The sequence below is a fragment of the Haloarcula rubripromontorii genome, assembly GCF_001280425.1.
In the GTDB taxonomy this organism is placed as follows: Archaea; Halobacteriota; Halobacteria; order Halobacteriales; family Haloarculaceae; genus Haloarcula; species Haloarcula rubripromontorii.
The window spans coordinates 159,360-182,811 of the sequence record NZ_LIUF01000005.1 but is presented as its reverse complement, the minus strand read 5'-3'; the positions used below and the strand labels follow the sequence as shown (position 1 = coordinate 182,811).

Annotated in this window: 27 protein-coding genes and 1 tRNA gene; 10 read left to right on the top strand and 18 right to left on the bottom strand. The window is 63.2% G+C overall.

Going from position 1 to position 23,452, the window contains the following annotated elements; all coding sequences use genetic code 11:
- The first annotated feature begins 11 nt into the window (after positions 1 to 11).
- Positions 12 to 548 (top strand): hypothetical protein, encoded by a 537-nt coding sequence (locus tag AMS69_RS15970; RefSeq protein WP_053969066.1) that lies wholly within the window; start codon positions 12 to 14, stop codon positions 546 to 548.
- A 309-nt stretch (positions 549 to 857) separates the two neighbouring features.
- On the top strand, positions 858 to 1,190 hold the full coding sequence (locus tag AMS69_RS15965; protein WP_053969065.1) for a hypothetical protein: 333 nt from the start codon (positions 858 to 860) through the stop codon (positions 1,188 to 1,190).
- Positions 1,191 to 1,259: 69 nt separating this feature from the next.
- On the opposite strand, the gene AMS69_RS15960 is transcribed toward AMS69_RS15965, so the two are convergent.
- The gene (locus AMS69_RS15960) at positions 1,260 to 1,625 is read right to left on the bottom strand and encodes a hypothetical protein (RefSeq protein ID WP_053969064.1); all 366 of its coding nucleotides are present in this window, start codon (positions 1,623 to 1,625) and stop codon (positions 1,260 to 1,262) included.
- 328 nt (positions 1,626 to 1,953) lie between these two features.
- On the opposite strand from AMS69_RS15960, the gene purL reads away from it, so the two are divergent.
- Positions 1,954 to 4,119, top strand: a complete 2,166-nt coding sequence (purL, locus tag AMS69_RS15955; RefSeq protein ID WP_053969063.1) for a phosphoribosylformylglycinamidine synthase subunit PurL — start codon at positions 1,954 to 1,956, stop codon at positions 4,117 to 4,119.
- Here the strand turns inward: purL and AMS69_RS15950 are convergent, their stop codons facing one another.
- From AMS69_RS15950 to AMS69_RS15940, 3 genes are all read right to left on the bottom strand, one after another.
- A complete protein-coding gene (locus AMS69_RS15950) occupies positions 4,120 to 5,337 on the bottom strand; it encodes a two-component system sensor histidine kinase NtrB (RefSeq protein ID WP_053969062.1) in 1,218 nt (405 codons plus the stop codon). It abuts the gene before it with no gap.
- 3 nt (positions 5,338 to 5,340) lie between these two features.
- Positions 5,341 to 6,552 carry an FIST signal transduction protein gene (locus AMS69_RS15945; protein WP_053969061.1) on the bottom strand — a complete coding sequence of 404 codons (1,212 nt, stop codon included), beginning with the start codon at positions 6,550 to 6,552 and terminating at the stop codon, positions 5,341 to 5,343.
- 94 nt (positions 6,553 to 6,646) lie between these two features.
- Positions 6,647 to 6,838 carry a DUF7550 family protein gene (locus AMS69_RS15940; RefSeq protein WP_053969060.1) on the bottom strand — a complete coding sequence of 64 codons (192 nt, stop codon included), beginning with the start codon at positions 6,836 to 6,838 and terminating at the stop codon, positions 6,647 to 6,649.
- 113 nt (positions 6,839 to 6,951) lie between these two features.
- Between AMS69_RS15940 and hisF the strand changes: the two genes are divergently transcribed.
- From hisF to AMS69_RS15925, 3 genes are all read left to right on the top strand, one after another.
- Positions 6,952 to 7,767 carry an imidazole glycerol phosphate synthase subunit HisF gene (gene hisF, locus AMS69_RS15935; RefSeq protein WP_053969059.1) on the top strand — a complete coding sequence of 272 codons (816 nt, stop codon included), beginning with the start codon at positions 6,952 to 6,954 and terminating at the stop codon, positions 7,765 to 7,767.
- Between the two features lie 88 nt (positions 7,768 to 7,855).
- A complete protein-coding gene (locus tag AMS69_RS15930) occupies positions 7,856 to 8,263 on the top strand; it encodes a hypothetical protein (protein WP_053969058.1) in 408 nt (135 codons plus the stop codon).
- 55 nt (positions 8,264 to 8,318) lie between these two features.
- On the top strand, positions 8,319 to 9,167 hold the full coding sequence (locus tag AMS69_RS15925) for a hypothetical protein (protein WP_053969057.1): 849 nt from the start codon (positions 8,319 to 8,321) through the stop codon (positions 9,165 to 9,167).
- A 2-nt stretch (positions 9,168 to 9,169) separates the two neighbouring features.
- Here the strand turns inward: AMS69_RS15925 and AMS69_RS15920 are convergent, their stop codons facing one another.
- From AMS69_RS15920 to AMS69_RS15910, 3 genes are all read right to left on the bottom strand, one after another.
- The gene (locus AMS69_RS15920) at positions 9,170 to 9,454 is read right to left on the bottom strand and encodes a DNA-directed RNA polymerase subunit L (protein ID WP_005538371.1); all 285 of its coding nucleotides are present in this window, start codon (positions 9,452 to 9,454) and stop codon (positions 9,170 to 9,172) included.
- A gap of 79 nt (positions 9,455 to 9,533) precedes the next feature.
- On the bottom strand, positions 9,534 to 9,845 hold the full coding sequence (locus AMS69_RS15915) for a C2H2-type zinc finger protein (RefSeq protein WP_053969056.1): 312 nt from the start codon (positions 9,843 to 9,845) through the stop codon (positions 9,534 to 9,536).
- On the bottom strand, positions 9,842 to 11,188 hold the full coding sequence (locus AMS69_RS15910) for a hypothetical protein (protein ID WP_080508853.1): 1,347 nt from the start codon (positions 11,186 to 11,188) through the stop codon (positions 9,842 to 9,844). The genes AMS69_RS15915 and AMS69_RS15910 overlap by 4 nt, the downstream gene beginning before the upstream one ends.
- Before the next feature lie 166 nt (positions 11,189 to 11,354).
- Here AMS69_RS15910 and AMS69_RS15905 point away from each other — a divergent pair, with 166 nt between their 5' ends.
- The 4 genes from AMS69_RS15905 to AMS69_RS15890 all read left to right on the top strand — a co-directional run bounded on the left by AMS69_RS15905 (position 11,355) and on the right by AMS69_RS15890 (position 14,397).
- Positions 11,355 to 12,218, top strand: coding sequence for a cytochrome c oxidase subunit 3 (locus tag AMS69_RS15905; protein WP_053969054.1), 864 nt, complete (start codon positions 11,355 to 11,357; stop codon positions 12,216 to 12,218).
- A gap of 42 nt (positions 12,219 to 12,260) precedes the next feature.
- A complete protein-coding gene (locus AMS69_RS15900) occupies positions 12,261 to 12,503 on the top strand; it encodes a DUF7385 family protein (RefSeq protein WP_053969053.1) in 243 nt (80 codons plus the stop codon).
- Positions 12,504 to 12,557: 54 nt separating this feature from the next.
- Positions 12,558 to 13,193, top strand: a complete 636-nt coding sequence (locus AMS69_RS15895) for a PGF-CTERM sorting domain-containing protein (protein ID WP_053969052.1) — start codon at positions 12,558 to 12,560, stop codon at positions 13,191 to 13,193.
- A gap of 163 nt (positions 13,194 to 13,356) precedes the next feature.
- Positions 13,357 to 14,397: an NAD(P)-dependent alcohol dehydrogenase gene (locus AMS69_RS15890; RefSeq protein WP_053969051.1), complete on the top strand. Its 1,041-nt coding sequence runs from the start codon at positions 13,357 to 13,359 to the stop codon at positions 14,395 to 14,397.
- A gap of 50 nt (positions 14,398 to 14,447) precedes the next feature.
- On the opposite strand, the gene AMS69_RS15885 is transcribed toward AMS69_RS15890, so the two are convergent.
- The 11 genes from AMS69_RS15885 to AMS69_RS15835 all read right to left on the bottom strand — a co-directional run bounded on the left by AMS69_RS15885 (position 14,448) and on the right by AMS69_RS15835 (position 23,413).
- Positions 14,448 to 14,753 carry a DUF7562 family protein gene (locus AMS69_RS15885; RefSeq protein ID WP_053969050.1) on the bottom strand — a complete coding sequence of 102 codons (306 nt, stop codon included), beginning with the start codon at positions 14,751 to 14,753 and terminating at the stop codon, positions 14,448 to 14,450.
- Between the two features lie 268 nt (positions 14,754 to 15,021).
- A tRNA-Thr gene (locus AMS69_RS15880) sits at positions 15,022 to 15,095 on the bottom strand.
- 78 nt (positions 15,096 to 15,173) lie between these two features.
- Complete coding sequence (locus tag AMS69_RS15875; protein ID WP_053969049.1) at positions 15,174 to 15,587, bottom strand: universal stress protein; 414 nt, start codon at positions 15,585 to 15,587, stop codon at positions 15,174 to 15,176.
- A gap of 3 nt (positions 15,588 to 15,590) precedes the next feature.
- Complete coding sequence (locus AMS69_RS15870) at positions 15,591 to 16,340, bottom strand: ABC transporter ATP-binding protein (protein ID WP_053969048.1); 750 nt, start codon at positions 16,338 to 16,340, stop codon at positions 15,591 to 15,593.
- 2 nt (positions 16,341 to 16,342) lie between these two features.
- Positions 16,343 to 17,128: an ABC transporter ATP-binding protein gene (locus AMS69_RS15865; RefSeq protein ID WP_053969047.1), complete on the bottom strand. Its 786-nt coding sequence runs from the start codon at positions 17,126 to 17,128 to the stop codon at positions 16,343 to 16,345.
- Complete coding sequence (locus tag AMS69_RS15860) at positions 17,121 to 18,185, bottom strand: branched-chain amino acid ABC transporter permease (RefSeq protein WP_053969046.1); 1,065 nt, start codon at positions 18,183 to 18,185, stop codon at positions 17,121 to 17,123. Before AMS69_RS15860 ends, AMS69_RS15865 begins: the two co-directional genes overlap by 8 nt.
- Positions 18,182 to 19,069 (bottom strand): branched-chain amino acid ABC transporter permease, encoded by an 888-nt coding sequence (locus AMS69_RS15855; RefSeq protein WP_053969045.1) that lies wholly within the window; start codon positions 19,067 to 19,069, stop codon positions 18,182 to 18,184. Before AMS69_RS15855 ends, AMS69_RS15860 begins: the two co-directional genes overlap by 4 nt.
- 5 nt (positions 19,070 to 19,074) lie before the next feature.
- Entirely contained in the window at positions 19,075 to 20,385 is a 1,311-nt protein-coding gene (locus tag AMS69_RS15850; RefSeq protein WP_053969044.1) for an amino acid ABC transporter substrate-binding protein, read from the bottom strand.
- Positions 20,386 to 20,526: 141 nt separating this feature from the next.
- Complete coding sequence (locus tag AMS69_RS15845) at positions 20,527 to 22,074, bottom strand: SLC13 family permease (RefSeq protein ID WP_053969043.1); 1,548 nt, start codon at positions 22,072 to 22,074, stop codon at positions 20,527 to 20,529.
- A gap of 60 nt (positions 22,075 to 22,134) precedes the next feature.
- The gene (locus tag AMS69_RS15840; protein ID WP_053969042.1) at positions 22,135 to 22,386 is read right to left on the bottom strand and encodes a hypothetical protein; all 252 of its coding nucleotides are present in this window, start codon (positions 22,384 to 22,386) and stop codon (positions 22,135 to 22,137) included.
- Positions 22,387 to 22,432: 46 nt separating this feature from the next.
- On the bottom strand, positions 22,433 to 23,413 hold the full coding sequence (locus tag AMS69_RS15835) for a class I SAM-dependent methyltransferase (RefSeq protein ID WP_053969041.1): 981 nt from the start codon (positions 23,411 to 23,413) through the stop codon (positions 22,433 to 22,435).
- Between the last annotated feature and the right edge of the window lie 39 nt (positions 23,414 to 23,452).

Here is a 23,452-nt window from a genome sequence, read left to right as displayed (position 1 = left end):
TTCATTCCATTATGAGCCTTCTCTCCGGCCTCCGCGGCGGCTCAGACGTCGGGTTCGACAGCTACGGAACCTTCGTTCTCGAACACAACCCCGACCCCGGCCCGTTTCTGTCTGAGACAGCGGTACTGACCGGCGCCGACCACGCCGCCTTCCACCGACTCACGATGGATCTGTTCGACGAGCGTGGCGTGTACGACATGACCTTCGGGTACAACCTCGCACGGCTGAACCTCGACCACCGTCACCCGGACGCAGGCTTCCGTTACGGCCGTGAACCCGACGACAGCAGTGTTCTCAGAGCGGAGTTCACGCCGACGACCGAGTTCTGCCCCCAGAGCGACACGCTGACTGTCGGCGCGTTCCGCGCCTGGAACGGGCTGTCAGACCGCCACGAGTACGACCTTGTCCGCGTTCGCGTAAGCCCGGCTCACCACCAGAGTACGAGTATCAACGACAAACTCCAGCGGCTCGAAACACGGTACCGGCAAACCGGCGAACTCCGAACCGACGATGAAGACAACGCGTCCGATGAGAGCGTCCCGTTCTGACGACCGATAGTCCGCAGCGTAGCGTGCTCCGCGAACTCATGACGCCACACCCGCTGACGGTCGGTCCGGGCAACCACATTGGCAGAATACTGCTGGGAGAACCCAGCTTGTGTGACGGCTGAAAACATGGAAACCATTATACGGTCTGCTGGGCGACATATCTTAAGCCGATTCGACTGGGTTGGATATCGGTTGCCCGGTGGGGCCGTGGAGAGGTCTCTGCACGATAAAGCACAACAACGTGTCGAAAAACGATGATAACGGTGTACTTCAAGCGTGGTGCCGCGGCCGGCCGGAGGCAGAACTGACATGAGTAGCGGCATCGTCCGAGATGCGGACGGGACCTACAACAAGCGGCTTCTGGGACTCGTTCTTCTCGTTTCACTCGCCGTCATCGGTGCCGGTGTCGGAACTCTTGGTCTCACCGACACCAGCGACTCGGCACCCAACCAGTCCGCCGTCGAGACGTCGCCGACGCCGACAGAGTCAGCCTCGACGGAGACACCGACTGGAGCCGATTCCACGCCGACCGAAAGCGGCGGCAGTGGCTCGCCGCCGCCGAGTGCGCTCCTGACTGAAACCCCGACACCGGCTACCGACGAGTCGAACGGGACAACCACCAGCAACACGACGGCTGCGTAGCCCAGTCCTCGCCGGGATGTCTCACTTGCTAGCGTCGCTACTTCGAAGGGATGTGCCTGTGGCGGCTTGTCAGGAAAACAGGAGCGTGAGATTGAAACCGGTCACAACGAGGCCAAGCACTGTCAGGAGCGCCGGCGGGCCGTAATAGAGCAGCGGGTCCTCCTCCAGCACGCCGCCCCAGATGCTCAAGCCGAGACAGCAGTAGATAACGAGGAGTTTGAGTCCGAGGAAGCCGCCGCCGCCGAACGACTGGATTGCCCATCGAATCGCGGGATTCGCCTCGGTGAACGTCGGAACGAAATAGACGATGGCGATGGTAGTAACCACGTCGCCGACGCCGTAGGTCGCCAGCGCCACCGCCCACACGCTGGAGAACGACCGGACAGAGAAGGAACTCCCCTCCAGCGTCAGCCAGTCGCTATCCGCGGACCCCATCCTGTACCGGGGTACGCCCAGCGGCCATATATACTGCGAGGGCCGGTTATCTGATTTGAAAAAGGGATTTCCGTGTGGTTCCTGCAGAATACCGGCACAGACCTCTGTCATAACTACGCTATATCTCCATCTTCACTTCCTGAAAACCATAGCTGAGGGCAGTGGAAGGTCGTGGTCAGACATGTGTTTCAGCTATTGGCTGCGGGTCGGTGAGCAGGCGTTCACCTCGACAGACGCGGGTCGTGTGCTACCGACGCTGTTGCACGTTCGTCCTGCCGGCGCGAGTGCATGGAAAGGGACTTATCTTGTGGGCGGCCACGACGAGGTAATGAGCCTGTCCGACGCGGACCACGAACTCGTGGTCGAGGAGATCGGTCGGGAGCCGACACGGGCGGAGGCCGCTCTCTTCGAGAACCTCTGGAGCGAACACTGCGCGTATCGCTCCTCTCGCCCCCTGCTGTCGGCGTTCGACTCCGAGGGCGACCAGGTCGTCATCGGTCCCGGCGACGACGCGGCCGTCGTCTCCCTGCCGACCCACGGCGACGGCGAGGAGATGTACATCACGATGGGCGTCGAGTCCCACAACCACCCGTCCTACGTCGACCCGTTCGACGGAGCGGCCACCGGTGTCGGCGGCATCGTCCGCGACACCCTCTCGATGGGAGCCTACCCAATCGCGCTGGCCGACTGCCTGTACTTCGGCGACTTCGACCGAGAACACTCCCGCTATCTCTTCGAGGGCGTCGTCGAAGGTATCTCCCACTACGGGAACTGCATCGGCGTTCCGACCGTCGCCGGCAGCGTCGCCTTCCACGACGACTACGAGGGCAACCCCCTGGTGAACGTCTCCTGTATCGGCCTGCTGGAGCCCGAGCGGACCATCACCGCCGAGGCGCAGGAACCGGGTAACAAGCTCGTCCTCGTCGGCAACGCGACGGGCCGGGACGGCCTAGGCGGGGCCTCCTTCGCCAGCGAGGACCTCGCCGAGGACGCCGAAACGGAGGACCGGCCGGCCGTGCAGGTCGGCGACCCGTACTCGGAGAAACTGCTCATCGAGTGCAACGAGGCGCTGCTGGACGAGGAACTCGTCGAGTCGGCCCGCGACCTCGGAGCCGCTGGCCTCGGAGGGGCGTCTTCGGAGCTAGTCGCCAAAGGCGGCCTCGGCGCGCGCATCGAACTCGACCGCGTCCACGAGCGCGAGCCAAACATGAACGCCATGGAGTACCTGCTCGCCGAGAGCCAGGAGCGGATGGTGTACGAGGTCGCACCGGAGAACGTCGACCGCGTGGCCGAACTCGCGGAGCGGTTCGACCTCGGTTGTTCGGTCATCGGCGAACTCACCGAGCCGGGGACGAACTATGTCTGCACCTTCGAGGGCGAGACGGTCGTCGACGTGGACGCCGCGTTCCTCGGCGACGGTGCGCCGATGAACGACCTGCCGAGCGACGCGCCACCGAAACAGGAGCGAGACCTGCCGACCGTGTCGCTGGACGAGGCGTTCGACCGCATCGTCGGCAGCCCGAACTGTGCCTCGAAGCGGTGGGTCTACCGCCAGTACGACCACGAGGTGCAGGTCCGAACGAGCGTCCTGCCGGGCGACGATGCCGCCCTGCTCGCCATCCGCGAGGCCGGCACCGGGCTCGCCTTCTCGGCCGGCGCGGACCCCAACTGGACCGACGCGGCCCCCTACGAAGGCGCTCGCGCCGTCGCGCTGGAAAACGCCACGAACGTCGCCGCGAAGGGCGCGACGCCCCACGCGGCCGTGGACTGTCTGAACGGCGGCAACCCCGAGAAACCGGACGTGTACGGCGGCTTCAAAGGCATCGTCGACGGCCTGGCGGACATGTGCAGCGATCTCGACGTGCCGGTCGTCGGCGGCAACGTCTCGCTGTACAACGACTCACAGGAGGGGCCGATTCCGCCCACGCCGACGCTCGCGCTCGTCGGCGTCAAGGAGGGCTACGACGCCCCGCCGCTGTCGCTGTCGGGCGAGGGCACGCTCGTCGTCGTCGGCGACACCGCACTCGAAGGCGAGGCCGACCCGCGCCTCGGCGGTTCCGAGTACACTGCGCAGTTCGGCGGCACCGACCGTTTCCCCGCCCTCCCGGCGGACTCGACGGAGGCCATCGAGACGATTGCCGCGGTCGCCGACGCCGACCACGTGCTTGCGAGCCACGACGTGAGCCACGGCGGTCTCGCGGTGACGCTGGCCGAAATGGTCCACGCGGACGCCGGCGCGTCGGTCGAAATCGAAACGGTCGACCGCGGGAGCAAGAAGCGCCTCCTGTTCAACGAACGGCCCGGTCGCGTGGTGTTCGAGACGACCGACCCGGCAGCCGTCCGCGAGGCCTTCGACGGCGTCGCGCCGGTGACGGAACTTGGTGAGGCCAACGGCTCGAACCGCCTCGATATCACTGTCAACGACGAGCAACTGCAGTACGACGCCAAAGAAATCGCCGACCTGCGGTCGGTTATCACCGACGAACTGGCCTGATTACCAGCGGATATCGAACCGCGCGCCGCCCATTTCGCTCTCAGAGACTGCGACCGACCAGCCGTGCGCTTCAACGATGCTTTGAACGATTGACAGGCCGAACCCCGTCCCGTCCGCGTTCGTTGAGTAACCGTGTTCGAACACCAGCTCACGGTCGTCCGGTGGAATACCAGGGCCATCGTCCGCGATAGAGAACCCACTCTGCTCGTGTCCCTCGGGCACGGAGACGACGACGGAGCATTCAGCGCCCGCGTGCTCGATGGCGTTCCGGTAGAGATTCTCGAATAGCTGCTGGAGGCGCTCGGCGTCCGCCTCGACGGTCGCTTCTGTCTCGATACTAAGCGTTGCGTCCTCGGTTTCGACCTGTTGCCACGCGTCGGCCGCGACAGTTTCGATGGAGACGCTCGCGGTCTCTCCGACGACCCGCCCCTGACGAGCGAGCGTCAGTGTGTCATCAAGAATCCGCGCCATCCGCTCGTGTGCCGCGGCGACCTCCTGTAGTCCCTCCCGAACAGCCACGTCCTCGATGTCGTCGAGCAGTAACTGGGTGCGGCCGGAGGCGACGTTTAGCGGGTTTCGAAGGTCGTGGCTGACGATACTGACAAACTCGTCGAGCCGCTCGTTCTGGTGTTTCAGTTGCTGCTCGCGGCGCTTTCGGTCTGTGATGTCGGTGTAGATGCCGTACCCTTCCAGCTGACTGCTGTCGCGAGTGACGACGGTACTCCGGAACAGGTAGGTCCGGACCTCGCCTGATGCGGTCATCCGTCTAACCTCTTGCTCCGACTGGCCGGTCTGTTCCCACCAGTCTGTCCTGATTACTTCGGAGTCGGCTCCGGGCGGTGCAAGGAGTGTCCGAAGCTCCGCTCCGACTGCATCCGTCTGGTCGTAGCCAAACGAGTCCGCAAACGCTTCGTTGATCGACTTGACGTACGGTTCTCGCTGCTCGAACCCGACGACGACAGCCGGATTCGGAATGTTTCCCAGAAGCGCGTCAAATCGTTCCTGTGCCGCCAGCTGTACGCGGAGTTCACTCGCGACGAGTGCGATGTATCCCTCGTTGTTATGCTGGATTATATCACAGATGTCCTGTGCGTCCGTGTCGTCTATCTCCGTTTCGTCACTGATACCGAGGTCAGCTATCGCGTCGTCGACGATAGCTGACGCCTTCTCGATGCCGACCGTTTCTGCGAACTTCGAAACGAGTCCTGTTCGGTTCATCTGTTACTCCGGCAGTGCGAAGAGCACCGTTGTCGTGTTATGAAAGCCGCTGAGCTGTCCGGCCTGCATACACAGCTCCCCGTACGTCTCAAACCCAGCGACGGGGGCCGACAGGGTCGCTGTGATACGGTCGACTGCCGATGAAAACGCGTCGTCGAAGAGAATCTGGCGACATGCACAGTCGTAGACGAACGCGCCAGCGATATTCCCGTCACACAGCGAGACAGCGTCGGCAGCAGCCTGCTCGGCGGACGTGATCTGGTCCGCTCTGTCGCCATGCATTATCCGGAGGACAGTCCCCTCCGGAATATCGACGGCGAACTGCAGTGCGCCAGTCTCTTCAATCGCAGTCCGGGGCCAGCGAATCTTGTAGGTGTCACCCTGATCGATGCCAAACAGGTATGCGACCATGAGCTTCCTGAGCTGTGCTGAACCGACGGGGACATCATCGACCGCGACCGCTGATGTCTCCGCAGCGTGGTCTCGGACGGCGTCTTTCCACACTTCGAAGGCTGGCTCGCCGTTGAGTTCGTGAACCACGTTTCCGGAGACATCGGTTACCTCCCAAGGTTTCGAGATAGGGCTGTGACCGTGGTTGACGGTGATAATCGGCCGTTTCTCACCGGAGACGAGGACGAGAACGACTGCGTCCTCGACAACCGACTCATCGCAAAACACCGGCGTTGACTCCATTCGGAGACCATCAGACGCTGCCCCACCTGCGAATTCGACGTAGGGGCCAAGCCGTCGCTGGACTGACAACGACAACTGCTCACCGACGCCCGCGAGACCGTCGTGGAGAACGATCGCTGACTGGTATGGCTCCTCGACGTTTCCAGGAAGCGACCGGACAGCGTCTCTGACAGTCCCGCGAGTGTTGTCGCTGAGGCCAGCAGCAAGGGCCGTATCGAAGCGGAACGAATCACTGGTAACGAGCGTGACGGCCACGCCGGTATCCATCGCTCCCGCCTCGGTGAACGTGCCACTGGCCGTACAGCCGACGACGGCTGTCTCGTCGTCGACGAGCGCATTGACGCCTGCCAGAACGGCTTCAGGGTCAAACGTAGAACTAGCAAATACTTGACAAAAATCCACTCGCTCGGCGTCCAGCCGGTCACGAGCAGTGCGTGTCGCCTCCCGGCCAGCGCGTTTCCCAGCAGTCGCCACTGACGTTCCCGTAGCGACTGCCGTACGTGCGTCTGACTGGGACGGCATCGTACAACAATTATTGACGTGTAAGCCTATATACCCCTCCCCAGGAATATCAGATCTGATATTAATACCGGCCGGCGAGGCCATATCGACCGTCTCAGGCCAGCGCCAGCGCGAGACCGAAGGTAAGCACCAGTCCGACCAGCAGTACGCCGAGCCCTGTGCCGACCTGGGACATGGTGAACGGGCTCTGTGGGGCCGTCGAGCGAAGCGGCGGTTCCCGTGCGGGCAGTTCGACATGTTCGGGGTCGTAATCCGGCCGGTCCTCCTCGTGGTGGTCGTCTGCCATAGTCGGTGGTTCTGGAGCGTCGTACGTGTAGCTGTCGGATTGGCACTACTCGGCCAGACACTTGCACCAGTCGAAACGGTCAAGCGGCGTTGTGTCGAATCCACAGCTATCGAATGACGCTCACGAAACGGATTATTCCCTGTATCGACGTGGACGTGGACGAGAACGGTGACGCGGCAGTGTACACGGGAGTCAACTTCGAGGATCTGGAGTACACCGGTGACCCGGTGGAGATGGCCAAGGCCTACAACGAGTCCGGAGCCGACGAGTTCGTCTTTCTGGACATCACCGCCTCTGCCGAGGGCCGCGAGACGATGCTCGATACAGTTTCGGCCGTCGCCGACGAGGTGTTCATCCCGCTGACCGTCGGCGGGGGCATCCGCACCCGCGACGACATCAAGGAGACGCTACGCGCTGGCGCGGACAAGGTCTCTATCAACTCCGGGGCCATCGCCGAGCCCGAACTCATCGACGAGGGCGCGGCCGCCTTCGGCAGCCAGTGTATCGTCATCTCCGTCGACGCCCGGCGGCGCTTCGACGACGAGGGCGAGCACTACACCGAGGTCGACGGCGAGTCCTGCTGGTTCGAGTGTACTGTCAAGGGCGGGCGCGAGGGAACTGGACTGGACGTCATCGAGTGGGCCACCGAAGCAGAAGAGCGCGGCGCGGGCGAGCTGTTCGTCAACTCTATCGACGCCGATGGGACCAAGGACGGCTACGACATCCCGCTGATGAAAGCCGTCTGTGATACCGTCTCCACGCCGGTCATCGCTTCCTCGGGCTGTGGTAGCCCCGCCGACATGGAGGAAGTGTTCGTCGATGCCGGTGCGGACGCCGGTCTTGCCGCTTCTATCTTCCACTTCGGCGAGTACTCCATCGAGGAGACGAAGGAATATCTTGACAGCAAGGGGATTCCGGTACGGCTGTGAAACGGACGGACCGAACGGAGTGCGGTCCGGCCGTAACCGAAGCCCTCTCGTTCGACAATATTTAGGCCGCACGTGTCGATGGAGGCTCATGAACCAGTCGGCGTACCGATACCTCGGACTAATCGATTTAGCCCTCCTCGGCGCGTTCCTCGTTGCCTTCGGCATCAGCGCGCTCGCCACGAGTCCAGTCCTGGTCGGGATGCTCGTCGCCGGTGTCGGACTCCTCCTGGCCGGGACCCTCGCGGCCGTGTCGGTCGGCCCGGCGACGGTCACCTGGCGGCACTTCGTCGGCGTCTCCTACACGGTGTTTGCCCTCACCTGGCCGGCGACGTACGGGCCGGCGGTGGTCGCCGGGACGGCGACGCGGGCCGAACTCGCCCTGTTCGTCGCGACAGCGGTCGGGTCGCTCTCGATTCTGGCGTACGGCTACGACGTGTTCCGCGACGGGCGTCACTTCGACGTGGAGACAGACGTCACGCGGACCCTGGAGGTGTGACCGTGGCGGAGTCAGCACCGGGCAGGCTTTATCTGGCCACCACGGAGTATCAACAATGAAGTGGCGGTGTGAGTGGTGTGGCAAACCCCACGAGGAGAACGACCCGCCGTGTGACAACTGCGGACACGGTTCCTTCGAGGAGGCCGTGACGCAGGTCAACGAAGAAGTCGTCGAGGGCGGACCCAGATGGGTGTGTCTGGACTGCGGTCGCCAGCACCAGAAGAACTCGCCGCCGTGCAAACGCTGTGGCGGGAGTAACTTCGAGCGACGGACGGGGCCGCCGGAGGACGACCCTCTGGATGACATAAAGACCGGCTGGCTGGACGTGCTCGAAACGAAGTACGTCCTCGGCTACGCCGCCGTGGCACTGCTGCTTGGCCTCATTGTGCTCGCTGCTGTAGGCGGCATCACGCTGCCGGGCTTCGCCGCCGAAACCCCCGCTGGCCCACCGCAGATCGCATCCCCCGCTGGAAGCGGTGACACCGTCAACTCGCTCTCGCTCGCCGCAGTCGAGGACACCTACGTCGACGTGTACAACGTCCGGCGGTCGGGCGTCGGCGGCGGGACAGTCTCGCGGAATGCGACCATAGACGACGCCGCCGCCTACTACAACAAGGGCCGTGTCGACGCGCGCTACGACAACGGCGAGCAGCCAACGCGCGAGGGAGTCTCCCGGTTTGCCCTCTCCTGTGAGCGCCCAGTCGTGGTCAGCTACGAGGTGGCCTACGACCGGACGCCACAGTCACTCAGCCAGTACCAGAACGAGACGGCGCTGGCAACCGCACTCGTCGACAGCTACATGGAGCGAGGCAACAGGATTCAGAGAGCGGAGGACGGACTAATCGGCCTCGACATCCACGTCGGTCCGGACGAACGCGTGTTCGTCACGTACGTGCTCTGTTAGAATTACGCGGCGGCTTCGAACGCGTCGGTGAAGCTGTCTGCCTTCTCGATGACGGCGTCGGTCCCGTCTTCGAGCGCCTCCAGCGCGTCGACGCCTTCCTCGGTCTTGATCGTCAGGACCGGGTCCGTCTGGCCGCCGGACTGTTCCGGGTTCACGTCGTAGGTCGCCGCCGTGACGCCCTCTGTCTCCAGCAGCGCCCCCTTGATGACGTTCATGAAGGTGTGGTCCTCACCGGCGATTTCGATAGAGAGTTCCGTGTCGGATTTGTCGATAACGCGAAGGTCCATACCCATTTGTTGGTCGCCTGCGACCCATCAACGCTTCGCTTCCCGGCTGCTGTGTCGGTGACAGCGTGACACCCGGAGACTACACGAGTGCGTACACCATCAGGAAGCCAAAGTAGATGAGTACGAGCGCGCCCAGTGCCTGGAGTCGGAACGTCGAAAGCGACGCTTCCTCCTCGTCGTGGGCCGCTCGAAAGGCCTCAATCTCCTCGTCGTCAAGTTCGTTGGGGTGGGCCAGACCGCGGTGGAGCGCGAGCCAAGACTCGCGGGCGAACGGCCGGCCGCAGTACGAACACGTGTGGGCGGTGGCGTCGGCCGGGACATCGTAGGCTGGTTCGTCGTCGGTACGTGTCGCTGCCGTATCAGCTACCGGCTGGGTTGCTGTGTCAGTCATAGATGTGGGAGTGCCACCTCCGGCTGTGAGACGACCCAGAGGCTCGTCATCGTGTAGAACACCATGACCGCGATGAACGGGTACTGCGACCGAATCGCCTGCATCCGCGCGGGAAACAGATCGTATGCGGCGGCGTGGGCCACCCAGATAGCGACCAGATGACCGACGATGACCGACGCGAGCGCGACCGCGCTGAACCACGCCGGCAGGTCGACGGTCGGCACTACTGCCGGATTCGCAAACGGCGACGTAAGCGTGACGGCTAGCGAGGGTGCGAGGACGAGGAAGTATCCGAGGTAGTGCGCGAAATGATAGCCGACGGCGATGGCGACGAGTGGCGGCGCGAACCGCCGTGCGAGAACCGCCGGGGTCAGATACGTGTCCGACATATCGCGAGAGAGCCGGACCGCGAGTCGATACACGCCGAGGAAGCCGGCGAAGCCGACGGCGAGCGCGACCGGATACAGGAGATGCGGCGGAACACCGGATGCGACGAGCGGCGTCGTCAGGTCCCGCCAGGCCGGCGTCGTGACCAGCCCGTCGTAGGTCGTGACCCAGAGCAAAGCGATCACGAAGGCGACCTCGTCAGGCCCGTCGACCAGCCGCGGCGTCGAGAGGTCCATGCCGGGGAGTCGGAGCCTGAGACCGTCCTCATCGCGGCCGATGGGCGCAAAGCGACCGTAGTAGCGGAACACCCGCTCCACCGGGTCGGCGTGAGCGAACCAGTCGTCGGGTCCGAACACGAGCGCGCCCGCGAGCGTCACCGTAGCGTAGCCGGCGACAACCGACGCGAGCAGTCGGGGCTGGTCGGCGAGCGGGCTGACGACCTCCACCCACACAAGCACGAGCAGACCGCCGACAGCGGGCCACGACCCGACACGGGCCGGGTAACTGCGGTCGAGTGTCGGGAGGAACCCCGCGAGAGTCTTGAACGGATTGAGCGTCGCCCAGCTGTTACCCACGAGATACGTCGTCATCGTCAGCCCGGCCCACCAGCCGACCCAGACGAGCAGTATTGCGAGATTCGTCCGGGCGTTCGTCGGCCCGATGAAGCCGACGACGAACACTGCGGCGAGTCCGGCGAGCCCGATGAGTTGCCCAGCGAGCCGCAGGATGCCTTCGAAACTGCCCGACAGCGGTCGCCCCCAGTCGTGGATGCGCTCGATGAACGCGCGGTCGGTGACGAACGACGCCAGCAGAAACGACGCGCCGACGGCCGCGCCGCCGGTACTCAGAAAGAGCCACGTTGGGATCGTCAGTGACTCTCGACCGCCACCGGCGAGACTGCCGCCGTGTGCGCTCGCCGTCCCTGTCGCGGCCAGCCAGCCCAGCCCACACACCACCAGCGCGACTGTACGACGCCTCCCAGATGTCATCGTCGGCAGTTGGGCCTTCGCCCCTGTGTAGCTTCCGGGATGCCGGCGAGTCACCGGTCGGATCGGGGTTGCGGTGGCACAGGCCGCAGGGAATTGGATGGGCTTTTAGTATTCCGTTCGTAAGGGCCCTAGTATGAGTGTCTCCGATGAACACGCGGACGACGGGCACGGGGACCACCACCTCCCGGCGACGGAGGACTGGCCCCACGGGTTCGGCGAGGCCAGCTGGTGGCCCTTTGTGACGGCAATCGGTGGTTCGGGCATCTACGTCAGCGCGGCCCTGCTCGTGCTCTCGATGGGCGAGAACGCACTTGTCAGCCAGACTGTCGGAGCAGGGGCGATGGCCGGGAGTGTCGGCCTCTTCCTCGTCGGCATCTACGGCTGGCTGTACCACGCCTTCGTCTCGGACTTCTGGGAGCGCGGGACGGACTACCACTCGGACAAAACGCTGAAGTTCGCCATGCTCCTGTTCCTCGGGAGCGAAATCGCCACGTTCGGCGCTGGCTTCGTGTACTACTTCATTGTGCGTGGCGGCGAAGTCTGGACACAGGCGGCAGTGCCCGAAGTGTTTGGCTCGCTGGTGATTGTCAACACGCTGATTCTGATTGCCAGCTCCGTGACGCTTCACTTTAGCCACGTCGCGCTCCGTAACGGGGACCGCAGCCGGTTCCTGAAGCTGCTGGGCGCGACGCTGCTGCTGGGCATCGTCTTCATCGGCGGACAGGTGTACGAGTACTACGAGTTCATCGTCCACAAGGGCTTCACAATCGGTGGCGGCATCTACGGGTCCGCGTTCTACGGTCTGACTGGGCTTCACGGGCTCCACGTCACGATGGGCGCTGTGCTCCTCGGTATTGTCTTCATCCGCGGATACTACGGTCAGTACTCGGCTGAACGGCACACCTCCGTGTCGACGGCGTCGATGTACTGGCACTTCGTCGACATCGTCTGGATCTTCCTCGTCGTCGTGCTCTACATGGGCGCGAACCTGGTGTAAGTCGCCGACGAGTTTTAGACGGCCGCCGCTCGTGTCACACGTATGGACCAGCTAGACGTCAGCGGGAGCTTTGACGTTCACGAGTACCGACACGGGCTCAAGCTGCTGAAAGACGACCGGGGAACGATGACGCTGTCGAACCGAGAGGGGTTCGCCTGTCCGGCCTGTGGCAACGAGTTCGAGACGCTCTTTATCAGCGACAAACGGACAAACACCTTCGGAAACCCCGGGTCACCCTTCTGTCTGGTCCGGACTGACGACCAGCTGCTGGTCCTGACACATTGAGCCGGACCGGCATCGGTAACAAGGCTTATTCCACCGCATCCGATTCGGTGAGGTATGCATCGGATTATCCCCGCAATCGGCCTCGCTGCCCTCGTCGTGCTGTCCGGCTGTGTGACGGCGACGGTTGACTCGACTGTCGCCGCCGACGGCACAGTTTCGGAGTACGACCTGACCCTCGAAATGTCCCCGTCAGTGTACGACGGCCTTCAGAATCAGGCCCAACAGGAGGGATATGACTCGGTCGAAGGATACCTCCTCGCCGACGTGAACACCAGTCGGATGTCGAACTACACGTACCAGCAAGAACTGGAGGGTGAGAACGTTACACTCTCGATGGCGTTTACGGACTGGAACCCCGGCCCAGAAAGCGATGTGTCGGTCAACGCCAGCGGCGGCAACGTCACGTACGAAGACCGGACGTTCGTCACTGCGAACGAGGATACTGACGTGGCCTTCGGCGACGGCGTCGCGGTTGAGTACCGCCTGACGATGCCCGCCGACATCTCGTCTTCGAACGCTGATATCGTTCAGAACGAGACCGCCGTCTGGGAGTACGCGGCCGACGAACCGGTTGAGGAGCCGATCCGAGCGACCAGTCCCGCGCCGTCGTCGGCCTTCGGTCCCGGTATGGGAATTCCCGTCGCCGTCGTGGCACTGCTGGGGGCCGCGCTGCTGGCCAGTCGGGACTGAGTAACTGCAAGCGTCACTGCACGCACTTTTTATAGCCGGACTCAACGCTGACCGACAGTGGCCGAATACTCGATACTCTTCCAGACGGTGGAACAATGGTGGCGTCAATGTATATAATATTTTATAATATGGATTTATTGTCGTTTCGTCCGGAGACAGGACGATGCGCGCAGCCAGACTCCACGAGTACACGCACGATATGTCGAACGGGCTTTCGATAGACGACGTAGATGCGCCACAGATCGCATCCGGAGATGCTGTCATCGTCGAAGTCGAAGGGGCCGGCTGGTGCCAGACTGACAATCACATCATCGAGGGAATGTGGGAGCAGTACGTCCCACAGGACCTTCCGATGACGCTGGGCCACGAGAACGCCGGCACAGTCGTCGAGACGGGCGACGACGTCGACATCGTCTCGGAGGGCGACCAGGTCATCTGTCACCCGGTCCAGACCTGTGGCACCTGCCGGCCCTGTCGGCAGGGGGAGACGATGTACTGCGAGAACGACGCGTTCAACGGGCTGACGACCGACGGCGGCTTCGCCGACCAACTGCTGACCAGCGACCGGTCGGTCATCCCGCTCCCCGAGGGCGTCGACCCGGCCGACATCGCGCCCCACGCCGACGCCGGCATCACAGCCTATCACGCGGCGAAGAGGGCCGTCGACGGACTCAATCCCGGCGACACAGCAGTCGTTATCGGCATCGGCGGCCTCGGTCACATCGGCCTCCAGTGTCTCGACGCCATGTGTGCCGCCGACCTCGTCGCCGTCGACATCAAGCGGTCCGCCCGCGACCTCGCCGACGACCTCGGCGCACACTACACCATCAACCCCGAAAGCGAAGATGTCGCCGCCGAGGTCGAAGCCATCAGCGACGGTGTCGGTGCCGCGCAAGTCCTCGATTTCGTCGGGGCCGACGAGACGACGGCGCTCGCGCCCGATATCTGTGCCGCTGGCGGCGATCACCACATCATCGGCTACGGCGGCCACATCCACGAACCCGCGCAGGCGCTCGTCAACGGCGAATTCGCCTATCAGGGTAACATCGTCGGTCAGTACACCGAACTGCAGGAACTGGTCGCACTCGTCGACCGCGGCGCGGTTACCCTCCACACGACCCAGTACGATCTCGGCGAGGTGAACACCGTCGCACAGATGCTTGAAGACCGGGAAATCGACGGGAGGGCGGTTATAACGCCTTGAAACGCCTGTGTTGGGTTGTCGCAACCTCAACAGGGCATCCGCATCTCAGTTTACCGCCCGTCGGTGCGAGTCTGTTCCGCTTCGGCAGCTATGTTGTGATACCGTCTGAGAAACGTGTCTCGACTCACGGTCCCGGCACCGGCCGCTTCGAGCCGGTCTTCCAGTCCGGTCCGATCGAAGTGACAGTACTCTCGGTAGCAGGGCTTACACAGGTATTCGAAGGACTTGTCGTCGCGATTCCAGCGGTCACCGTGCTTGTCATACTCCCGTGCGTCCGACCGAGCGACCGTCTCACCACAGGCGATGCAACAGACCTCTTCGTCGCCGTCTCGATGCCAGGCATTTCGGAAATCCATCAGAACCACACTCCATCTGACTGTCCGCACCTGTGTCCGTCGTACCGTTCTCGCGGGCACACCGCGGTCCCTGTCCGTAACCCGTACTGTATGGCCATCGTTTACAGCTATGCATCCTGCTCCGCAGCCTGTCGCCGTATCGCCTCACTGACGAGGGTCGTTTTTATATGACTCGCAGGCCACGGCCAGACCAGCGACGCATGACTACGGCTTCTGACAGACGTCTTCGGCACGAAACATACCCGTCAGAACGGCGCTGGAAAGAAGAAGCCGGTGGAGGGATTTGAACCCTCGGCCTAATCCTTACGAAGGATTCGCTCTGCCAGTCTGAGCTACACCGGCGCGTCGCTCGCGTACATCAGTTGTTGGACGCATAACCGCAATAAGGATTGCGAATCGGGACCACCGAGAGGGACGTTCTCACTCCGCTCGGGACCCGACGACGGTGACCGGGTCGTCCGCCTCAAGCAGGACCTGCTGGGAGACGCTCCCGAACACGGCCTTGCCGGTCGGCGACCGCTTTCTGGACCCCATGACGATCTGGTCGACATCGAACTCGTCGGCCAGGTCGATGATGCCGTCAGCTGGCGGCTGCTGGCCCTCGGCCAGCTGGACATCGACATCGTGGTCCTCGAGGTAGTCGCGAACGAGCCTGACTGTCGAGATCCGCTCGACGTTGCGTATCTCCTCGGGCGCTTCCGCCTCTTCCTTGGTCAGTGCATGTGTGATTATGGCCTCGATTTCGGTCTCGGCAGACGGTAGCTCCGCGACGAAGGCAGCCTGGCCGCGAGCGCGGTCTTCGTCGGCGTCGACTGGGACAAGTATCGTGTACATGTTTTACCCTCCTAGATACAAGCGTCCGACTTCCTCGTCGTTAAGCAGTTCGGTCCCTGTGCCGGTGAACTTGATTTCGCCGCTTGCGAGCACGAAGCCCCGGTCGGCGATAGAGAGCCCCTTTTCGGCGTTCTGCTCGACGAGCAGGATAGTGGTGCCGAGGTCGTTCAGCTGCTCGATGCGCTCGAACACGTCGTCGATGAACCGCGGTTCGAGGCCGATAGACGGCTCGTCGAGCATCATCACGTCCGGTTCGACCATCAGCGCGCGGGCCAGTTCCAGCAGGCGACGCTGGCCGCCCGAGAGCGTGCCAGCAGATTGGTTCCGGAGGTCAGCGAGTACCGGAAACTCCGCGTAGAGTTCCTCGGCGCGAGCGGCGGCGCGGTCGTCGTCGTTGAACACGTAGCCGCCCATCAGCATGTTCTCGTGGACACTCATCCCCGGAAAGACGCTGGCGTCTTGCAGCACGTAGCTCATTCCGTTGCTGAGGTTCTGTTGGGGCGACCGGCCAGTGATGTCTTCGCCGCGGAACGACACCGTCCCGGTCTGGACATCCGCGAAGCCGTAGATGCTCTTCATCAGCGTGGACTTCCCGGAGCCGTTCGGACCGATGAGACAGGCGACCTGTTCGTCCTCGACAGCGATGCTCACGTCGTGCAACACCGTCGTGTTGCCGTAGCCGGCCGTGACGTTCTCCATCCGAAGCACCGGCTCCCCGGTCGAGTCGCCCGTGGCGTCTGGTGTGGATGCCATACTCACTCCCTCCCGAGGTACGCGTCGAGCACGCGCTGGTCGTTCTGTATCTCTTGGGGCGTCCCCTCGGCGATACGTTCGCCGTGGGCCAGGACGTAGATGCGGTCGGCGATGTCCATGACGAAGTCCATGTTGTGTTCGATGAGGAAGATGGTCGACTCCTGTTCCTCGTTGGCACTGCGGATGTAGTCGATGAGGTTCCCCAGCATCGAGGGGTTGATGCCGCCGGCGGGTTCGTCCATCAGCAGAATCTCCGGTTCCGACATCAGTTCCATCGCGAACTCGAGTAGCTTCTGCTGGCCGAAACTCATCCGCCCGGCGCGGGTCTCCGCGAGTCCACCGAGGTCTACGTAGTCTAGCAGTTCATCTGTTCGAGCGAGCAGCGAACTGTCGGGGCGACGCATGAGGCTGGAGACGTCAGCGCCGCCCTCCTGTGCCGCAAGCAGCAGGTTCTCCCGGACGGTCATGTCCCCAAAGATGCGGGTTTCCTGGAACATCCGCCCCAGGCCGGCCCGCGCAATCTTGTGCTCGGGCCAGTCCGTCACGTCCTCGCCCTGCAGGTAGACCCGGCCCTCGTCGGGCGTCAGCGTCCCAGTGATGCAGTTGAACAGCGTGGACTTGCCGGCCCCGTTCGGTCCGATGAGGCCGACGATTTCGCCGCTGTGGATCGCGATGTCCACGTCGTCGACGGCGGTCAGCCCGCCGAAGCGCTTCGTGACGCCGTCTGTCCGCAACACCGCACGGTCGCTGTCCACGTCGGTCTCCGGGCCGCTTGCTGCCTTACTCATCGGCGCTCACCTCCGATCCGTCGTCAGTGTCTGTGGCGGCCATGCCGCCGTGCTTGTAGTAGTCCATCTGGCTCGCGTATTCGCTAAGCGTTCCGACGACCCCCTTCGGGAAGCCGATAACAGTGATGATGACGGCCCCACCGAGCAAGACGAGCTGCCACCCGACTGCGTACGTCTCCACGAGTTCGATGATTGTGTGGAGCCCGAACGCGCCGATGACGGGGCCAGCGACGGTGCCGGACCCGCCAAGCAACGCCATCGCGATGAGTTCAACGTTCCACGCGCCGTTGTATGCCGTCTGGGGGTCGATGAACGTGTTGAACAGGCTGTAGGCCGCGCCGGCAAAGCCGGTAAACAGGCCGGCCAGCATCCACGCGGCCGTCTTGTAGTAGGTAGTGTTGAACCCCATCGCCGTGGCCTTCTCCTCGTCGTCGCGGATGGCGTTCAGGACGAAGCCAAAGCGCGTCCCCGAGAGGTAATAGACCAGCGCCATCTCGAAGACGAGAACGCCGAGGAACAGGTAGTAGAAGGTCTCGGCTGAGGGCGTCTCCAGCAGTATCTTGCCGCTGGCGCCACCGGTGATCTCGAGGATGCGGGAGACCTGCTGCGCGACCAGCAGAACGCCCAGCGTCGCGATGGCGAAGTAGTGGCCACGGAGCCGCAACACGACGATTCCGATAACGGCTGCGAAGGTGACGGCAAGCAGACCGGCCAGCAGGAACGCGACCGGAAACGCAACGGCGAAGTCCTTCGTCAGGATGGCCGTCGCGTACGCGCCGATTCCGAAGAAGGCCATGTTCCCGAAACTCGGATAGCCGGTCTGTCCGCCGACGATGTCCCAGGATAGCGCTAGGATGGCAAACAGGAACATCTCGGTGAGTACCGTCATGTAGTACCCGCCTTCGAGTCCGAGGAGAGGGAACGAGGCTGCGACCAGTGCCCCGAGCCCGAGAAGCGGCCAGCCGTAATCGTCACAGGTCCCGAGGAACCGGTCGACTTGCTCCGGCGGAAGAATCGACCGGAGGACGCCGCCAGACTCCTCGTCAGTCGTGCTCATTGTTCAGCCTCCTGGCCGAACAGGCCCTTCGGTTTGAGAATGAGCAGGACGATAAGCAGCGAGAAGCTCACTGCGAGCGTCCACTGCGAGGAAGCGAAGCCGGCGACCAGTTCCTCGACCGAGCCGAGCAACAGGCCGCCGATGAGCGCGCCGGGGATGCTCCCGACGCCGCCAAAGACCACGATGATGAAGCTCTTGAGCGTGTAGATGAGCCCCATCTGCGGCTGGATGTTCAGTATGACGGCGATGAACGTGCCGATACCGCCGGCGATAGCCGAGGAGACGCCGAAGGTCACCGCGCGGGTGTGTTCGACATCGATGCCGACCAGCGCCGCGGCCTCGGGGTTCTGTGAAACGGCCCGTATCGCTCGTCCGGTCCGTGTTTTCTGGAGGAACACGTACATGAGCGCGGTGAGGACGAGCGCGCCGGCGAAAGCGACAAGCTTCATCTTCGGGACGACAATGCCAGCGAGGGTCATCGATGGGTCCGCAAAGCTCACCTGAATCGACCGTGGGTTCGCCGACCACGCCTGTATCGCCAGTTGCTGGATGGCGATGCTCGCGCCGAAGGTCACCAGTAGTGTCAGGAAGATGTCTGTTCCGATGACCCGCGAAACCAGCGTTCGCTGGAGCGCGTAGCCGATACCGAACAGTACGGCGATGGCGACCGGGATGGTCGCCAGAAACAGGAGCGGCGACCCCTCTGCGTTCCCGGTAATTAGCGTCAGCACCCAGTAAGAGGTGTAGCCACCGAGCATCACCATTTCGCCGTGAGCGAGATTGATGATGTCGACGACGCCCCAGATGAGCGCGAACCCGACCGCCACGCCTGCGAACAGCGCACCGACCAGCAGGCCGTTGACGACGAACTGGGTGGCAGCCATCGCTCTCAGCGCTCGCTCCAGTCGGGCATCGGGTAGATCGGTTCCGACTGTGCCACGGTGTCCGGGTACGTGATCTGGAGTCCCGGGTCGGGCTGCCACTGGTAGACCAGCATGTTCTTGTCGATGACGCCGCTGTCATCGAAGGCGACGGTCCCGTACACCGTCGAGAACTCGGCCTGCCGTATCTGGTCGCGGACAGCGGTCGGACTGAGTTCGTCCACGTTCTGGAAGGCGTTCATGTAGGTGAGGATGACCGCCTCGCCGGCCGCGCTGTGGTAGTCCGGCGTGTAGTCGTAGTTCTCCTCGATGGCCGAGACGAAGTCGCCGGTCTTGCCGTACACCGGGTCGTCGAAGTTCGCGTTGACGGCCCACGAGGACGGGCCGTACATGTAGTCGGCGTTCGAGCCGGCCTCGTCCTTGAACGAGTCGTTGAGACTGCCGACGGTCCCCATCGCCGCGTCGACGTTGACGTTCTGACTCTCCATCTGGTTGGCCAGGATGATGTTGTGCTTCTGGTGGGCACACAGCAGGAGGATGTCAGCGCCGCTGTCCCGAACTCTGCCGAGGTTCGTCGAGAGGTCAGACGTGTCCGAAGGGAACGTCTGATCGACGACCAGCTCTAGATCCGTGTCACTGATTTTGTTCCGTGCGCCCTCTGCGGTCGACTGGCTGAACGTGCCGTCTTCGGCAAGAATCGCGATCGACTCCGGTGCCGAGTCCTGTGCAAGGCACATGTCGATGTAGCTTTTGGCGTACTTGTTCGCCGTCGGCAGGAGGCCGAAAATCCACTCGTTGCCCTGTGCGAAAATTTCCGGGCTCGCGCCACCGCCCTCGACCATCGGCTTCTGGTTCTGTGCGGCCACAGCGCTCGCGGGCAGGGTGACCGTACTTGAGTACGGTCCGAGCAGGTAGTCGATCCCTTCGCGGTCGATGAGTTCCTGATAGATGGACTTCGACTGGGAGGCGTCAGTGCTGTCATCCCGGAGCACCATCTCCAGTTCGTACGTGTTGCCGTCGCCGGCCTCGACGCCGCCGGACTCGTTGATGCGCTGGATGGTCAGTTCGTAAGCGTCCTTGTACAGCTGCCCGAGGTCGGCGTTGTCCCCAGTGAGACTCATCGAGCCACCGAGGGTGATGACGTTCGTGCCGCTGCCGCTTTCGCCGGTGGAACCACCATCACTGCCACCCTCTCCATCGCCACCGTCACTACTTCCACCGCCCCCGTCACCAGAACAGCCAGCGAGGCCGGTCAGCCCGAGGACACCTGTACTTCCTGCCACCTTCAGAAACGTGCGTCGGTCGTGTTTTCCAGTCATAGGTCGGTTTACACCCGTGTATCAATGATACACGGCCTGTACGTTCCGTTGTCACATACCCTATTAAATGTTAAGGATACGGCGACAGGGATAGACCTGTAGGTATAAACGCTCTCAGAGCGAGCCACGCGGAAGAGCGGCCTACCAGAGTATGTGCGGCCAGAAGACCGCGAAGGAAACGAGGACAAGTCCTGTCAACACGAGCGTCATCAGGACGTTCAGCACGACACCGGCCCGTATCATATCCCGTTGCTCCAGGTGGCCGCTGCCGAAGACGATGGCGTTCGGCGGGGTCGCGACAGGGAGTGCGAACGCGAAGCTCGCCGCGATAGCCCCAGTAACCGTCAGCGTGATCGCAGCCTGCACCGGTTCGACGCCGAGTGTTCCGGCGAGCACGCTCCCGAGGCCGATGAGAATCGGAGCGAGTATCGTCGTCGTCGCCGTATTTGAGGACAGTTCCGTCACCAGGACGGTGAAGACGACGACAGCGAGCACGACGAGGACCAGCGGTGCGCCGACTAGAGTATCGAAGACAGTCCGTGCCAACCACGTCGTCGCCTCGGTTTCGGCCAGTGCATCTGCCAGCGAGATGCCGCCACCGAACAGGATGATGGTCCCCCAGTCGATATCGACAAGATTCTCCCAGTCATCGGCGCCGGAGAGGACGAGTGCCGGGATCGCGAGCAGTCCGACCACCACGAGATACAGAACGCCGCGGTGGCCCGTCAGACCGAATACAGTTTCGCCTGCGCCGCCGAACAGTGTCACGAACACCGGGTCTGGAAGAATGCCTTCGAACAGGAAACCAAGCCCACCGAGAATCCACAGGCCCGCTGTAGCCGCAAAGATATACGCTGCGCGGCGCCCGCCCGCCGACAGCGGGCCCTCCTCCTCAAGATACGCTTTCGCCTGTGCGTTCGCTCCACTCACGTCCTCGACTTCCGGCGGGTAGAGCCAGAACGTCAGCACGTACCACGTCAGTGGGAGGGTCAACACGACGATGGGAAGCCCGATGGCCAGCCACTGCACGAACGATATCTCGACACCGATGAGCCTGTCGAGAAACGCCACGGCGACGACATTTGGCGGTGTCCCGATGAGAGTCCCAACCCCGCCGACGCTCGCCGCGTAGGCCGTGCCGAGCAAGGTCGCGACTCGCATATTCGATGTCTCGCCGTCGGGAACATCTCGACCGACAACCTCGGCAAGCACACCCAGCGCGACGGGCGTCATCATCGCCGTCGTCGCCGTGTTCGACACCCACATCGAGAGAAACGCCGTCGCGACCATGATTGCCAGAATGAGCAGTCGCGGCGAGCGCCCCATCCGGCTGATGAGGTGCAGGGCGATGCGACGGTCGATGTTGTGCGTCTGGAGCGCCTTCGCCAGCATGAAGCCGGCCACGAACAGGTAGATGAGCGGGTCGGCAAAGCCCGAGAGCGCGGCTTCCATCTCAGTGTAGATACCGAACACCGTCAGTAACACCGGTATCAGCAGCGCCGTTACCGGGAGCGGCAGCGCGTCGGTCACCCAGAGAATCGCCGCAAAGGCCATCGTCGCCAGTGCGTACTGGGCGGCGATGTCGAGTCCGGGCGGCGTCGGGACCGCGGCTATTACCGCCGTCGAGACGAGCGCGACGACGATTGCCGCGGCCGTTCGCCGCGGTCGTGTTTGACCCGACCAGCTCATGACCGGCCCCGCTGGTCAGCCGCCGCGCCTTGGCGTCCATCGAATGTCTGTTCGGTCATGTTAGAAGTTCGAAACCAGCACGCGCACCTGTTTGTTGGTCAGCTCCGACCGGTACAGCTCGAACAACACTTCGAGCCGTTGCTCCGAGAGACTCCGGTTGTTGTTCTCCAGCATCGAGATGTGAGCCTGCATGATGTCGTCGATCTCCACTTCGACCTCTCGCTGGCCGAACCCCGCCGCGACGCGGAGGAGCCGCCACGCTGTCGGCGAGATGTCGTGGATGTCGATATCGTCACCCTCGCTCACCTCCATCTGCTACTATTCCCCACCATCAGACGAATGAACATAACTGTTCGTTTCAACGTGTCAGTCGAACGTCTAGAACGACGTTGTGTTCTTTCGGGGCATACGACCGAACAGTGTGGCGCGTTTCGACCGCCACGTCGTAGGTCGGCTCCGCAGCCGCCCGAATCGCTCGTTCGCCGGGCCCGAACAGGTCATCCTCGTGCTGGATATCGTAGTAATGAAAGACGCACTCGTCGGCCGCCAGCCGGACAGCGGTCTCCAGAAACTCACCGGCGCTGTGTGGCAGGTTCATCACGACGCGGTCGGCCCACCCCTCGTACTCGCCGGCAACCTCACGCACGTCGCCGCAGATACCGGTCACGCGGTCGGAGACGCCGTTTTGCTCTGCGTTTGCCCGCAGGTACTTGATCGCCGTCTCGTTGATGTCGGTCCCGACACAGGTCGCCTCGCGTTTGGCGAACGGAATCACAAACGGACCGACACCGGCAAACATGTCGAAGGCTCGCTCACCCGCACTGACCTGCTTGGCAACACGATGGCGCTCTGTCGCCAGCCGCGGCGAGAAGTACACTTCGGCGAGGTCGAGGTCGAACGTGCAGCCGTACTCCCGGTGAGTGACTGCTGTTCCTTCGCCGGCGAGCACGTCCCAGTCGCGGATCCGCTGTTCGCCCTTGATCTTCGATGCGCGGTTCAACACCGCTCGCACGGGGAGGTCCGAATTCATAATCGCGTCGGCAATCGCCCGCGCCCGCTCGTCGTCGTCCTCGTCGACAATCGCGACATCGCCGATGCGCTCGTAACTGGGGTCGAAGTCGAGGGCATCCGCCGGCATCGTCTGGCCCTCGCGGACCGGCGGATCTGCCTCCACGACGGACAGGTCCGACGGCACCGCTGTGGGGTCGGTGACAGGAACGTATAGCTGGCCGTCGACGACCGTGATATCGTAGCCATCGTCGACGAGGTTTGCCTCGGCGAGACGCTGGCGCGTCTCTTCGCCGGCCTCGCGGGGAACGCGAACGCAGGGAACGCCCATACTCCCTCTCCCCGACCGCGGGCGGTAAGCCTGACGCTT